This window comes from Streptomyces erythrochromogenes, assembly GCF_040684695.1.
Taxonomy (GTDB): domain Bacteria; phylum Actinomycetota; class Actinomycetes; order Streptomycetales; family Streptomycetaceae; genus Streptomyces; species Streptomyces erythrochromogenes_C.
Genome location: NZ_JBFBGM010000033.1, coordinates 23,999 through 37,320, shown reverse-complemented (window position 1 = coordinate 37,320; position 13,322 = coordinate 23,999). Strand labels below are relative to the sequence as shown.

15 protein-coding genes are annotated in these 13,322 nt (G+C 73.9%); 11 read left to right on the top strand and 4 right to left on the bottom strand.

The genetic code is table 11. The features are described from left to right. Positions 1 to 22 precede the first annotated feature (22 nt). Positions 23 to 448 carry a D-aminoacyl-tRNA deacylase gene (gene dtd, locus AB0O53_RS33640; RefSeq protein ID WP_030964656.1) on the bottom strand — a complete coding sequence of 142 codons (426 nt, stop codon included), beginning with the start codon at positions 446 to 448 and terminating at the stop codon, positions 23 to 25. A gap of 137 nt (positions 449 to 585) precedes the next feature. Here dtd and AB0O53_RS33635 point away from each other — a divergent pair, with 137 nt between their 5' ends. The 9 genes from AB0O53_RS33635 to AB0O53_RS33595 all read left to right on the top strand — a co-directional run bounded on the left by AB0O53_RS33635 (position 586) and on the right by AB0O53_RS33595 (position 6,670). Then, positions 586 to 1,173 carry an RsiG family protein gene (locus tag AB0O53_RS33635; RefSeq protein WP_350998607.1) on the top strand — a complete coding sequence of 196 codons (588 nt, stop codon included), beginning with the start codon at positions 586 to 588 and terminating at the stop codon, positions 1,171 to 1,173. 46 nt (positions 1,174 to 1,219) lie between these two features. Next, positions 1,220 to 2,464 carry a GNAT family N-acetyltransferase gene (locus tag AB0O53_RS33630; protein ID WP_350998610.1) on the top strand — a complete coding sequence of 415 codons (1,245 nt, stop codon included), beginning with the start codon at positions 1,220 to 1,222 and terminating at the stop codon, positions 2,462 to 2,464. Beyond that, positions 2,454 to 3,266 (top strand): putative protein N(5)-glutamine methyltransferase, encoded by an 813-nt coding sequence (locus AB0O53_RS33625; RefSeq protein ID WP_365200760.1) that lies wholly within the window; start codon positions 2,454 to 2,456, stop codon positions 3,264 to 3,266. The genes AB0O53_RS33630 and AB0O53_RS33625 overlap by 11 nt, the downstream gene beginning before the upstream one ends. Positions 3,267 to 3,670: 404 nt before the next feature. After that, positions 3,671 to 4,018: a DoxX family protein gene (locus AB0O53_RS33620; RefSeq protein ID WP_365200757.1), complete on the top strand. Its 348-nt coding sequence runs from the start codon at positions 3,671 to 3,673 to the stop codon at positions 4,016 to 4,018. A gap of 42 nt (positions 4,019 to 4,060) precedes the next feature. Further along, positions 4,061 to 4,534: a DUF6188 family protein gene (locus AB0O53_RS33615; RefSeq protein WP_350998619.1), complete on the top strand. Its 474-nt coding sequence runs from the start codon at positions 4,061 to 4,063 to the stop codon at positions 4,532 to 4,534. Further along, a complete protein-coding gene (locus AB0O53_RS33610) occupies positions 4,531 to 5,124 on the top strand; it encodes a hypothetical protein (protein ID WP_350998622.1) in 594 nt (197 codons plus the stop codon). Before AB0O53_RS33615 ends, AB0O53_RS33610 begins: the two co-directional genes overlap by 4 nt. Before the next feature lie 64 nt (positions 5,125 to 5,188). Further along, positions 5,189 to 5,617 (top strand): helix-turn-helix domain-containing protein, encoded by a 429-nt coding sequence (locus tag AB0O53_RS33605; RefSeq protein ID WP_350998624.1) that lies wholly within the window; start codon positions 5,189 to 5,191, stop codon positions 5,615 to 5,617. Between the two features lie 23 nt (positions 5,618 to 5,640). Further along, a complete protein-coding gene (locus AB0O53_RS33600) occupies positions 5,641 to 6,189 on the top strand; it encodes a hypothetical protein (RefSeq protein WP_365200752.1) in 549 nt (182 codons plus the stop codon). Between the two features lie 142 nt (positions 6,190 to 6,331). Continuing rightward, positions 6,332 to 6,670: a DUF2516 family protein gene (locus AB0O53_RS33595; protein WP_031154287.1), complete on the top strand. Its 339-nt coding sequence runs from the start codon at positions 6,332 to 6,334 to the stop codon at positions 6,668 to 6,670. Between the two features lie 54 nt (positions 6,671 to 6,724). Here AB0O53_RS33595 and AB0O53_RS33590 read toward each other — a convergent pair whose 3' ends face one another. The 3 genes from AB0O53_RS33590 to AB0O53_RS33580 form a co-directional block, all read right to left on the bottom strand. Continuing rightward, positions 6,725 to 8,113, bottom strand: a complete 1,389-nt coding sequence (locus AB0O53_RS33590; protein WP_350998634.1) for a PP2C family protein-serine/threonine phosphatase — start codon at positions 8,111 to 8,113, stop codon at positions 6,725 to 6,727. A gap of 797 nt (positions 8,114 to 8,910) precedes the next feature. Further along, on the bottom strand, positions 8,911 to 10,044 hold the full coding sequence (locus tag AB0O53_RS33585) for a C40 family peptidase (protein ID WP_365200748.1): 1,134 nt from the start codon (positions 10,042 to 10,044) through the stop codon (positions 8,911 to 8,913). Positions 10,045 to 10,262: 218 nt separating this feature from the next. Next, positions 10,263 to 11,090 (bottom strand): class I SAM-dependent methyltransferase, encoded by an 828-nt coding sequence (locus tag AB0O53_RS33580; protein WP_365200745.1) that lies wholly within the window; start codon positions 11,088 to 11,090, stop codon positions 10,263 to 10,265. Positions 11,091 to 11,325: 235 nt separating this feature from the next. Here AB0O53_RS33580 and mshA point away from each other — a divergent pair, with 235 nt between their 5' ends. Further along, positions 11,326 to 12,711: a D-inositol-3-phosphate glycosyltransferase gene (gene mshA, locus AB0O53_RS33575; RefSeq protein WP_435886709.1), complete on the top strand. Its 1,386-nt coding sequence runs from the start codon at positions 11,326 to 11,328 to the stop codon at positions 12,709 to 12,711. Beyond that, the gene (locus AB0O53_RS33570) at positions 12,704 to 13,261 is read left to right on the top strand and encodes a type III secretion system chaperone family protein (RefSeq protein WP_350998644.1); all 558 of its coding nucleotides are present in this window, start codon (positions 12,704 to 12,706) and stop codon (positions 13,259 to 13,261) included. The genes mshA and AB0O53_RS33570 overlap by 8 nt, the downstream gene beginning before the upstream one ends. Positions 13,262 to 13,322 lie beyond the last annotated feature (61 nt).

Below are 13,322 nucleotides of genomic sequence, written 5' to 3'. Positions count from 1 at the left end.
CGACGCAGGCCTGAACGCCGGCCTACACGTCGACGACGATGGTGAACGGGCCGTGGTTGGTCAGCGACACCCGCATGTCCGCCCCGAACCGGCCCGTCGCCACCGTCGCGCCCAGCGCGCGCAGCTGCGCCACGACCTCGTCGACCAGCGGCTCGGCGACCGGCCCGGGCGCGGCCGCGTTCCACGTGGGGCGCCGCCCCTTGCGGGCGTCGCCGTAGAGCGTGAACTGGGAGATCACCAGCAGCGGCGCCCCGTTGTCGCTGCAGGACTTCTCGCCCTCCAGGATCCGCACGGACCACAGCTTGCGCGCCAGCAGCGCCGCCTTCTCCGGCGTGTCGTCGTGGGTCACCCCCACCAGCACGCACAGCCCCTCGCCGACGATCTCGCCCGCGGTCTCGCCGCCCACGACGACGCTCGCGCCGTCCACCCTCTGCACCACAGCTCGCATACCACCTGTGTACCAGCCGTGCACCCGTCCGGGGCCGATCGGGTGGAGTGGGACTGCACCGGGGCCACGGAGAGTGGCACGATGCACGCAGGCGGTGCGGGTGCGCCGCACCGGTCGAGGGGACGGACCCGATTCGTATGAATACTTCTGGTACCTCCGTACCTGCATCACCCGCTTCCGTCGCAGCTGCCGCGGTACGACCGCCCGCGCAGCGCACGGCCGAGACGCAGCAGCAGGAACAGGGCCCCGCGGCCCCGGCCACCGCGCTCGGGCTGCCCGAGCTGCGCGCGCTGCGCCGTGACGCGCAGCGCGACGAAGCCGACCTGAGCTACGTGCGCAGACTGCTCCAGGGCCGTATCGACATCCTGCGCGCCGAGCTCGCCCGGCGGACCGATCCCGAGGCGCCGGTGGTGGACCGGCTCTCCGTGATCCTCGCCGACGCCCCCTCCAGCCGCAGCGCCTCCGCCCGGCACGTCACGCTCGGCACCCCGCACAGCGAGGAGTACCGGGTGCTGGCGGCGGAGATGCTCGCCGACGTGGAGCTGTCGGACCTGGAGGCCCGTACCGACGGCGAACTGCACGACGGGATGGGGCGGCTGGTGCGCTACGAGCAGCAGGTCTCGCGGCGCCGGCAGCAGCTTCAGCGCACGGTGGACGAGTGCAGTGCGGAGATCACCCGCCGCTACCGCGAGGGAGAAGCGCAGGTGGACGACCTGCTGGCGTAGGAAATTCGGGCGACCCGCGCCGGTCGGGCGATTAGCGTGGGCCGCTATGAGTGCTGACGTCCGGCCGATCGCCGAATCCGAACTCCACGACTGGGTGAGCGCCGTTCACACCGGTTTCCTGACCGCGACCCGGGTGACCGCATCCGATCTCGCCCAGCGCGCCAAGTACAACGATCTCGCCCGCACCCAGGGCGCGTTCGACCCCGACACCGGCCGCTGCGTGGGCGCCTTCCGGTCCTTCGCGCAGGAGTTGACGGTGCCCGGCGGGGCCGCCGTGCCCGTCTCCGCGGTCTCCAACGTCGGCGTGCTGCCGACCCACCGGCGCCAGGGTCTGCTGACCCGGATGATGGCCGCCGAGTTCGCCGCGGCCGGTGAGCGCGGTGACGCCCTGGCGACGCTGATCGCCGCGGAGTACCCGATCTACGGGCGGTACGGGTTCGGGCCCGCCACCAGCCTCACGGAATGGGAGATCGACGTACCGCGCACCGGGCTGGACCGGCGGTGGTCGGCGCCCGGCGACGGCGGGCGGATCGACCTGGTGGACGCCGCCGAGTTCCGGCGGTTCGGCCCCGCGCTGCACGACCGGGTACGGGCGGCCGTGCCGGGGGCGGTGAACCGGGACGAGCGCTGGTGGAACCTGGCGACCGGGCTGGAGGAGATGTCGCACCGGCCCTACAAGGAGAAGTTCCACGCCGTGTACCGGACGGCGGAGGGCGAGGTGGCCGGTGTGGCCGTCTACACCGCCGACGACCACTGGACGGACGCGAAGGTCCCGCAGAACACCGTGCAGGTGCAGGACCTGCTGGCGCTCACCCCGCAGGCGGAGCGGGCGCTGTGGCACTTCCTGTGCTCCATCGACTGGGTGCTGAAGGTCCGCACCGGCTACCGGGCCCCTGACGACCTCCTCCCGCACCTGCTGCCCGACCCGCGTGCGGCCCGCGTCGTGACGACCGCCGACTTCCTGTGGGTGCGGGTCCTGGACGTCGTACGGGCGCTGGGCGCGCGGACGTACGAGGTGCCGGGGGTGCTCGTGCTGGAGGTCGCGGACGAGGTGGGCCCGGCGGCCGGCCGCTACCGGCTGGACGCGGGGGCGGGCGTGTGCGAGCGCACGCAGGAGGCGGCCGACCTGCGGCTGGACGTGTCCGTGCTGGGATCCTTGTACCTGGGCGAGGCGTCCGCGGTACGGCTCGCCGCGCTCGGGCAGGTGGCGGAGGTGCGGCCGGGCGCGGTGGCGCTGGCGGACGCGGTGTTCCGCACCGCGCGGCGTCCGTGGTGTCCGGATGTCTTCTGACATCGCGGGCGGGAGGTCGGCGGATCGAAGGGCTGAGGTTGTGACGTCACTTGTGGGATCCCTGCGCGCGGCCGGCTGCGTCTTCGCGGAGGAGGAGGCGGAGTTGCTGAGCGGCGCCGCCCGGGACGACGCGCACCTGGCGGAGCTGCTGGGCCGCCGGGTGGGCGGTGAGCCGCTCGAACACGTCGTGGGCTGGGCGGAGTTCTGCGGGCTGCGCGTGCAGGTGGGCGCGGGGGCGTTCGTGCCGCGCAGGCGCACCGAGTTCCTGGTGGAGGAGGCGGTGGCGCTGACCCGGCCGGGTGCGGTGGTGCTGGACCTGTGCTGCGGGGTCGGCGCGCTGGGCGCGGCGGTGGCGGCGCAGTCGCCGGGCGGGGTGGAGCTGCACGTTGCCGACATCGACCCGGCGGCGCTGGCGTACGCGCGGCGCAACGTGGCCCCGTACGGCGGCCGGGTGTGGGAGGGCGACCTGTACGCCGCGCTCCCGCCGGAGCTGCGCGGCCGGGTGGACGTGCTGGTGGTCAACGCCCCGTACGTGCCCACGGAGGAGATCGGGCTGATGCCGTCGGAGGCGCGCGACCACGAGCCGCTGGTCTCGCTGGACGGCGGGGCCGACGGGCTGGACGTCCACCGCCGGGTCGCGGCGGGGGCTCCCGAGTGGCTGGCCCCGGGAGGGCACCTGCTGATCGAGACGAGTGCGCGGCAGGCCCCGTCGACGGCGTCGGCGCTGACCTCGGCCGGTCTGCGGGTCCGCGCGGCCAGCTCCGAGGAGCTGTACGCGACGGTGGTGATCGGCACGTCCTGAGCGGGGGCCACGGGGTGGCGAGTGCGCGGGAGGCCGGTACGCCGGTGCGCCGGGCGTACGTGAGCCGCTCGCGCACCTCGCGCAGGCTCCGCGGCCGGTAGCCGGGCCCGCACCCGCAGCAGGCCTGCCGGAAGTCGAGCCCGGCGGCACCCGGGGCAGCGGTACTCGCGGTGCGCGGTGTGTTTGAAGGACACCCGGCAGTGGAGGCAGACGTGGGCGGAGCGGTGCGGCATGCGGTCGGTCTCCGTTGCCGGACCGCCGTCCCACCAGGGAATTTCGGGCGGAGAGAACGCATGCGGATCCGCGTGTCACACAGGGGGCGCGGGGCGGGTCAGGGGAGTGAGGCAGGCGGGAGTCCCGACCGGCGCGGTCCGCGCCGGCGTCCGCCTGAGGGGAGTGTCCTGATGTCCACGACGGCTGTTGTCTTCGCTCTGGTCGGTGCGTTCATGGTGGGGTTCTCGGCGGCTTCGGTGTTCCTGAAGGCGAAGTGGGTGGTCGAGCCGCTGGCGGAGTACGGGGTCCCGCGGGCCTGGTGGGTGTGGCTGGGAGCCGCGAAGGCGGCGGGTGCGGTGGGCCTGGCGGTGGGGGTGTTCGTACCGGCCGTCGGGGTCGCGGCCGCGGTCGGGGTCGCGGCGTACTTCGCGGGGGCGGTGGTCACCGTGGTCCGGGCCCGGGCGTACGCGCACGTGGCGTTCCCGGTGATCTACGCGGCACCGGCGGTGGTCGCGCTGGCCCTCGGCTTCGGCGGATGACGATTTAGAACAGTGGGGCGTGGGGCGAGAGGCGATGACGCGATGAACACGGCGGCTACGAATCCGACGGCCACGAACACGGCGGCTGCGGACCCGGCGGCTGCGGACGTGGCGGGGCCGGTCCGGCCGGTGGAGCAGGAGGACCGGTGGATCCTGAACCTCCGGGGCCTGGCCGTCACCCGGATCGGCGTCGACGTCCGGCTGACACTGTTCCTCGACGGCGGCTGGGAGGTCGTCCTGGAGGCGCCGGCCCGGCTCTCGGACGGGGCGATCGGTCCCGTCCGGCCGCTGCTGCCGCAGACCCAGGACGTGGCCGCGGCCCTGCCGTTGTTCGGGGCGACGGTGCGGTCCGCGGTCGCGTTCAAGACCGGCAGCCTGCGGATCGTGTTCGACAGCGGCCTGCACCTGGTCTGCCGGCCCGACGCGTCGTGCGAGGCCTGGCAGGTCACGGGACCGCAGGACCGGCGCTTCGTCTCCCGCCCGGGCGGAGGCCTCGCCACCTGGGGACCGAGTTGATCACGAACCACCAGCAGCGGCTGCGCGAGCGCTACCTCGCCGCCACCGTCATGCCGGCGCCGGAACCGTGGCGGCCGGTACCGGACCGCCGGATCCCGGTCGGGGGGCTGCTCGGCATCGGCTTCGCCGTCCATCCCGACAGCGGGCACGACCTCGTCATGGTCGTGTCCGGCGCCGGCCACGGCCTCTTCGACGCGGTCACCGGTGAGAGGATCGCCCGCGACCGGGATCCGGATCCCGACACCGGCACTCCGGACGCGTCGCCGGATCTCACCTGTCCGGGGCTCGGCCCGGTCGAGGGCGCGCCGGTGCGCATCGCCGGCCTGTTCGGCGGCGGCCTGCACAGCACCACCCCGGACGGTTGGACCCTGGACGTCGTCAGCCCCGAGTGGCCCCGCGACCGCGTCCTCCTCTCCGCCGACGGCGGTGCCCACAGGGGACCGGCGGGAGGGACGTGGTGGCACGTCTTCCACTCCGACCACTCGGAACTGCGTGCGGCCGGTTTCTCTCCATCCGGCCTGACCCTGGCGGTCGCCACCAGCAGCGACCTCAGCCTCTGGACCCGGCCCGGGCCGGCCTTCGACGCCTGAGCGGGCGGGAGATGTTGCAAGCATCTGCTTGCAAAAGTTAGCGGGGTCGGGCAGGATCTGCAGCATGGCATCGCTCAACGTCGGAAACCTCGGCGAATACCTCCGTGAGCAACGGCGGCAGGCGCAGCTCTCGCTGCGGCAGCTGGCCGATGCGGCGGGGGTGTCGAATCCGTACCTGAGCCAGATCGAGCGCGGGCTGCGCAAGCCGAGCGCGGACATCCTCCAGCAGCTGGCCAAGGCGCTGCGGATCTCCGCGGAGACGCTGTACGTGCAGGCCGGGATCCTGGACGAGCGGGACCGCGACGAGGTGGAGACGCGAGCCGTCATACTCGCCGACCCGTCGATCAACGAGCGGCAGAAGCAGGTGCTGCTCCAGATCTACGAGTCGTTCCGCAAGGAGAACGCACTCGACGCGCCCGCCGTTCCCGCCGACGCGGACGAGCCCGGGACGCCCGACGCGCCCGCCGACGAGATGCCGTCGAAGACCGACTGAAGTTGATCCGGGAGGACCAGCACATGGCCATCGCCGATGACCTGAAGAAGACCCTCACCGACCCCACTCCCCTCTACTTCGCCGCCGGCACCGCCGACCTCGCCGTCCAGCAGGCGAAGAAGGTGCCGGAGCTCATCGAGCAGCTGCGCGCCGAGGCCCCCGCGCGCATCGAGGCCGTGAAGAACACGGACCCGAAGGCCGTGCAGGACGCGGTCACCGCCAAGGTCGCCGAGGTGTTCGGCGCGATCGACCCGAAGAAGATCGGGGAGACCGCCCAGGACCTGGCGCTGCGCGGTGTCGGCGTGGCCGCCGAGTACGCGGTGCGCGCCAAGGAGACCTACGACAAGGTCGCCGAGCACGGTGAGCAGGCCGTACGCGCCTGGCGGGGCGAGGTCTCCGAGGAGATCGTCGACATCGCCGTCGTCGTCGAGCCGCGCCCCGAGCCGACCCCCGAGGCGAAGGCCGAGCCGGAGTCCGAGGCCGCTGCCGAGGAGCGTCCGGCCGCCAAGAAGCCGGCCGCGCGCAAGACCGCGGCCAAGAAGGCCGCCGTCACGGCGGACGACGCGAGCTGAACCCCGCCCGCATGGGCGACCACGGGCCGGGCACCCTTCCAGGGTCCGGCCCGTTGTGGTTGATGGAGGGGCGTGTGCCGGTAGCGTGGAGTGAGGCGGCATCGGAAGTGCGAAGCGCGAGCATGAGAAGGCGGTCGAAGCGATGTTGATGGACGGGTTCGATCGAGGGGTGGTCCCGCTGCTCGGGCTCGCCATGCTGGTGCTCGCGGTGGTGGCCTTCGGGTTCGCGCTGCTGGCCCGCGACGACGCGTACCGGGCTGCCGACAAGCAGAGCAAGACCTTCTGGCTGGTTATCCTCGGCATCACCGTGCTCGTGGACGCCTTCCTTGGGATGCTCTTCCTCCAGATCGCGGGTCTGGTGGCGACCATCGTGTTCTTCGTGGACGTACGGCCCGCCCTCAAGCAGGTCTCGGGCGGTGGCCGCCGCAGCGGTGGCAGCAGCAGCGACGGCCCGTACGGCCCCTACAACGGCGGTCGGTGACCCCTCGGGCTTGAGCCTGCGACCGTCTGCCCGCGGTCGTCTGCCCTCCGGCCGTCAGCCCTCGGCGCGGGAGAGCAGGACCACGGCCACGTCGTCGGTGAGTTCGCCGCCGTTGAGGCGGCGGGCCTCGGTGACGGAGGCCTCCAGCAGCCCTTCGCCGCTCAGTCCGCGGTCCAGGTGGCGGTTGATCATCTCGACCATGCCGTCCTGGCCCAGGCGTTCCTTGCCCTCGCCGATCCGCCCCTCGATGAGGCCGTCGGTGTAGAGCATCAGGCTCCAGGTGCCGCCCAGCTCCACCTGCCGGCGCGGCCAGCGGGCCCGGGGCAGCAGACCGAGGGCCGGGCCGCTGTTCTCGTACGGGAGGAGCCGCGCGCGGCGGCCCGGGCGGGAGATCAGCGGGGCCGGATGGCCGGCCAGGCACAGGCCCGCGCGGCGGCCGTCCGGGGCGATGTCGACGGTGCACAGCGTCGCGAATATCTCTTCGCAGGGACGCTCCACCTCCAGCACCTCCTGGAGGGTGGCCAGCAGGTCGTCGCCGCACAGCCCCGCCAGGGTCAGGGCGCGCCACGCGATGCGGAGCTCGACGCCGAGGGCTGCCTCGTCCGGGCCGTGGCCGCAGACGTCGCCGATCATGGCGTGGACGGTTCCGTCGGGGGTGCGGACGGTGTCGTAGAAGTCGCCGCCGAGGAGGGCCCGGCTGCGGCCGGGGCGGTAGCGGGCGGCAAAGCGCAGGTCGGAGCCCTCCAGGAGGGGGGTGGGGAGCAGTCCGCGCTCCAGTCGGGCGTTCTCCTGGGCGCGCAGTTTCGATTCTGCAAGCTTGTACTGGGCGATGTCCGCCCGCTTTCTCTCCACGGCGTAGCGGATGGCGCGGCTCAGCAGGCGGCCGTCCAGCTCGTCCCGGAAGAGGAAGTCCTGGGCGCCGACGCGGACGGCCTCGGCGGCGCGCTCGGCGTCGTCCTCGTCGGTGAGGACGAGGACGGCGTGGCGGGGCGCGAGGCGCAGCACCTGGTGGAGGACGGCGAGCTGCTGGTCCAGGGTGGCGGAGGTGGGGGCCGTGGCGGTGGTGGCGGCTGCGCCGGTGACGCGGATGCCGCTGCCGTTGCCGGCCCCGCTGCCGGCTCCGGTTCCGGCTCCTGCGCCGCTTCCGGTGAGGGACAGGTCGAGCAGGATGCAGTGCACGTCGGGGGTGAGCAGCCGCTCGGCCTCGGTGAGGTTGCGGGCGGTGCGGAGCCGGATGCGGTGGCCGTCGGCGTCGAGGATCTCGGGGACGGTGAGCCCGCCTGCGGGGTCGTCCTCGATGACCAGGAGGGTCAGGGCGGTGGTCTGAGGGGTCGCCTGCGCGACACCGGCACCGATCGAGACGGGCGGTGCGGCGGTGTGCAGAACGGCCTGACCGCTCTCCGTGGCGGGGGTGTCCCTCTGCCGCGGTACGGGTACGGGCATCGTTTCCGGTTCCTTCCCTCCCCCCGAGGGTGCGCTCCGGCAGACCCTAGCGGTCCCGGCCCCGCGAACGGAATGCCGTTCTTGGCGGGGGCCTCCGTCATATGCCGTCATCACGGGGGAAAATCGGCTCACTGGATGACAAAGGTCACGGCGGGGCCGCGTTCCGTCCCGCTTACCGAGACGTCCCGCACCCCCGCCGGGTTGCCTCGCCCGCACCCCTTACTTCGCCGGCTCCGGCCCGGGACCACCGTCCGGCCGCGTGCCGACCCCGGGACAGGGCCGCCCCGCGGCGTCCTACGGCGCCCCGGCCTGGCCGGGGCGCGCAGCCTGCGCGGCCGGTACGGCGGGCAGCGGTCCGGGGACGACCGGCAGGGCCGGACCCTCGACGCGCTGAGGCGGCCCGTGGCGCCGGCCGGCGGCAGGGCCGAGCCCGGCCACCGAGGCCTTGACCCGTCGGGGCGCGCCGGCCACCCGTGGCGGCGGGTGGGGTGCGGCCCGGTGAGCGGCCGCCGATCTGCGTGCTTCCGGGCAACCGGGGGCCCGGTACGGCCCGGGGTCGGGTCGCGCCGTGCGGGGCTGCGCAAGGCCGGGCTGCCGTACGGCCGACCCGCGCGGCCCGCGGCGCCGGGCGGGGGCCGGTCCGTGGTCCGGCGAACGGCTTCCGGCATGCCGGCACGCGCACCGGCCGGCGCACGGCCTGCGGCTTCGGGCGGGCCGGGTGGCCACGGGGCAGGCCCGGGCATCGCCGGGCCCGGTGGTCAGGTGTGCGGCGCGCTCGGCCACCCGCCCCGGAGGGGTCAGGCGTCCGGGCGGACGACCGCCTTGATCGGCATGGAGCCCGCGCCCGCCAGCGTCACGTTGCGGCCGGGGCGCGGGGCGTGGACCATCGCGCCGTCGCCCACGTACATGCCGACGTGGCTCGCGTCGTCGAAGTAGATGATCAGGTCGCCCGGGCGCATGTCCTTGATGGCGATCTTCGGCAGCAGCCGCAGCTGCTCCTGCGAGGTGCGCGGGATGCCCCGGCCCGCCGCGCGCCAGGCCTGGGAGGTCAGTCCGGAGCAGTCGAAGGAGTCGGGACCCACGGCCCCCCACTTGTACGGCTTCCCTATCTGGGCCGTGGCGAACGCCACGGCCTGCTTGCCGGCGTCCGTCGCCTTGCCGTTGACGTCCTTCATCGCGCCCGTGGACAGCCAGGCCGTCTGCGCGCGGTACTGGGCCTCCTGCTCCAGCTGGATCAGCCGGGCCTTCTGCTCGGCCTCCAGCTTGCTCTCCAGCTCCTCCGCGGCCTTGATCTTCTCCTCGATCTGCTTCTTGGACTCCTCCTGCTTGACCCGGTTCGCCTCCAGCTTCTGCCAGCGCTCGCTCGCCTCCTCCGCGTAGCGCTGCAAGTCCGTCTGGGTGCGGTCCAGTTCGGTCAGGAGGTCCGAGGCGGCCTTCTCGCCCTGCCGCAAGCGGTCCGCCCCGTCGAGGAACTGGTTCGGGTCGTCGCTCAGCGCCAGCCGTGCGCCCGGCGGCAGGCCGCCCGCGCGGTACTGGGCGCGGGCCGCGGCGCCCGCGCGGCTCTTGAGCGTGGCGATGCGCTCCTTGCCGGCGACGATCAGGTTGGCGATCTCGACGATCTTGTCCGACTGGGCCTTGGTCTCGGCCTCGGCCAGGTTGAAGGCGTCCGTCGCGGTGCCCGCCTGCCGGTAGAGCTCCTCGATGTCCTTGCGGACCTGCTCCAGGGACTTGCCGTCCGGCCCGGGCGGGGGAGTGGCCGGAGCGGCCGGCGTGGCCGGAGCCCCCGGCACCGCGGGAGCGGCCGGCGCGCCCGGCGCCGCCGGCGCCGCGTACGCCGTGCCCGTCGCGAGGCCCGGCGCCGTCAGCGCCACCGCCATCGCGCACAGCAGTACGAGCGAACTCGCGCCTCGTCGTCGCCCTACCGACCCCATGGTCCCCCCAGGCACCCGAGCCAGACCTGACATCAGATCTGACTATTCATCAGTAACTTCGCACTGCCATCGGGATGGTGCCACGAGTCGATGAATTCCGACACCCTTGTGGATGCCGTTTCGATCTTGTCTGCCCCAACGGACCCCGAGCCCTGCCCCTCACGGATCAAACGGGGCACACGCGCCCCCGGTTCCCCGCCGCACCGCATTCGTCCCGCTCACCCCACCGGGCGCAACGCCTCCCAGCGCAGCGTCAGTTCCCCCTGCCGCCACCGCACCGGACCGTCCGCCAGGGGCCAGTCGGCGGACAGCGCCCGCGCCGTCCGGATCCAGCGCTGCCGCGCCCCGTAGGAGGCGTACGGGGCCGCCGCCGCCCAGGCCCGGTCGAAGTCGCGCAGGAACGCGTGCACCGGCTCACCCGGCACGTTGCGGTGGATCAGCGCCTTCGGCAGCCGCTCCGCCAGGTCGGAGGGGCGTTCCAGCGAGCCCAGCCGCGTCGCGAAGGTCACCGTGCGCGGCCCCTCCGGCCCCAGCGCCACCCACACGTGCCGCCGCCCGACCTCGTCGCAGGTCCCCTCCACCAGCAGCCCGCCCGGGGCCAGCCGTGCGCACAGCCGCGCCCACACCTCGGCGACCTGCTCCTCGTCGTACTGGCGCAGCACGTTCGCGGCGCGGATCAGCATCGCCCGCTCCCCGCCCTCCAGCGGCACCTCGAAGCCGCCGTGCCGGAAGCCGAGCCCCTCCCGCTCGTACGGCTTCGCCCCCGCCACCCGCGCCGGCTCGATCTCGATGCCGACGACCCGTACGCGCGGCGCCGCCTCCCGCAGCCGTGCCAGCAGCTCGACCGCGGTCCAGGGCGCGGCCCCGTACCCGAGGTCCACCGCGACCGGAGCCTCCGCGCGCCGCAGTGCGGCCCCGTGCGTGGCCGCGATCCAGCGGTCCATCCGGCGCAACCGGTTCGGGTTGGTCGTCCCGCGCGTCACCGAGCCCACGGGCCGGCCGGAGGCGCGGCCGGGCAGGGGGGAAGAGGTACCGCGGGAGGTCATGAGCCGAGGGTAAGCGGAGGGCGTGCGCACCATGAAAACCGCCGGGCGGCCCGAAGAAAAACGAGGAACCCGCAGGAAATTGCGGATCCCCCGGAATGCGGGGGACGGCCATCCGGGTTGCACTCCTTGCAGGGCGCCCTACGCGCCCCCGCAGTCATGCCGTCCGTCTGTCCGTCCGTCTGTCCGTCCGAGCGTCGTCGCGCGCGCACCGTCCGAGCCGAGAGGAAGCGCTTCCTTGAGCCAGTACGTGTCCCGCCTCGGCGGCAGTCTCAGCGGGCGCCTCGCCGCCGCCCGCGCCGCCACCCGCCACGAGCCGCCCCGGCTGCGCCTGCCGGCCGTCGGCCACCACCGCAAACCGCGCCGCGTGGCCATGCTCAGCGTGCACACCTCACCGCTGCACCAGCCCGGGACCGGCGACGCCGGCGGGATGAACGTCTACATAGTGGAGCTGGCACGGCGGCTCGCCGCGATCAACATCGAGGTCGAGGTCTTCACCCGGGCCACCACGGGCGGGCTGCCGCCCGTGGTCGAGCTGGCACCCGGCGTCCTCGTGCGGCACGTGGACGCGGGCCCCTACGAGGGCCTCGCCAAGGAGGAGCTCCCGGCCCAGCTGTGCGCCTTCACCCACGGCGTCATGCAGGCCTGGGCCGGCCACCGCCCCGGCTACTACGACCTCGTCCACTCCCACTACTGGCTCTCCGGGCACGTGGGCTGGCTCGCCGCCCAGCGCTGGGGCGTACCCCTCGTGCACGCCATGCACACCATGGCGAAGGTCAAGAACGCGGCGCTGGCCGAGGGCGACACCCCCGAGCCCGCCGCCCGCGTCATAGGCGAGACGCAGATCGTCTCCGCCGCCGACCGGCTCATCGCCAACACCGCCGAAGAGGCCGACGAGCTCGTGCGCCACTACGAGGCCGACCCGGCCAAGGTGGCGGTCGTCCACCCCGGCGTGAACCTCGAACGCTTCACCGTCGGCGACGGCCGGGCCGCCGCCCGCGCCCGCCTCGGCCTCCCGCAGGACGCCGTCATCCCCCTCTTCGCCGGGCGGATCCAGCCGCTGAAGGCGCCCGACATCCTGCTGCGCGCCGTCGCCGTCCTCGTCGACCGGGACCCCTCGCTGCGCCGCCGCCTCTTCGTCCCCGTCGTCGGCGGTCCCAGCGGCAGCGGCCTCGCCAAGCCCGAGGGCCTGCAGAAGCTCGCCGCGAAGCTGGGCATCGCCGACCTCGTGCACTTCCACCCGCCGGTCGCCCAGGACGGGCTCGCGGACTGGTTCCGCGCCGCCTCCGTGCTGGTCATGCCCTCCTACAGCGAGTCCTTCGGGCTCGTCGCGATAGAGGCCCAGGCCGCCGGCACCCCGGTGCTGGCCGCCGAGGTCGGCGGTCTGCCCGTCGCCGTCAACGACGGCGTCACGGGGATCCTCGTACCCGGGCACGACCCGGCGGACTACGCGCGCGAGCTGCGCCGCTTCGTCGACGAACCCGGGCTCGCGGACCGGATGGGCGCCGAGGCGGCGCGGCACGCGCAGTTCTTCGGCTGGGACACCGCGGCGAGCGGCACGGCCGACGTCTACACCGCGGCCATGCATGATCATCGCCGTCGCGTACGCTCCCACCATGGCTGACACCGCCGAGATCATCGAGAGTGCGCTCACCGCCGCGGAGCTGGGCTGGGAGAGCCCGCAGCCGGGGACGTACGTCGTCCAGCTCCCCGGCTCCCGCAAGCTGAGCACCACCTGCTCGCTCAAGATCGGCCGCCACTCGCTGTCGGTCAACGCCTTCGTGATCCGCCACCCCGACGAGAACGAGGCGGGCGTCCACCGCTGGCTGCTGGAGCGCAACCTCAAGCTGTACGGGATGGCGTACGCGGTCGACCGGCTCGGCGACGTCTACCTGACGGCCCGCCTGCCGCTGTCGGTCGTCACCCCGGAGGAGCTGGACCGGCTGCTCGGCACGGTGCTGGAGGCCGCCGACGGCTCGTTCAACACACTGCTGGAACTGGGCTTCGCGAGCGCGATCCGGCGCGAGTACGAGTGGCGGGTCTCGCGCGGCGAGCCGACCTACAACCTCGACGCCTTCAAGCACCTGACGCGGCCGCAGGGCGGGGCGGGGGGCGAGGCGGGCGAGGTCGCCGGGGCGGGCGAGGCGGCCGGTCCCGGCACTCCGATCGGCTGACGCACCGCACCGAACGGCGCGGGAGTGCGTGTCGGCCCGCCCGGCCGGGGCCGGCCGCCCG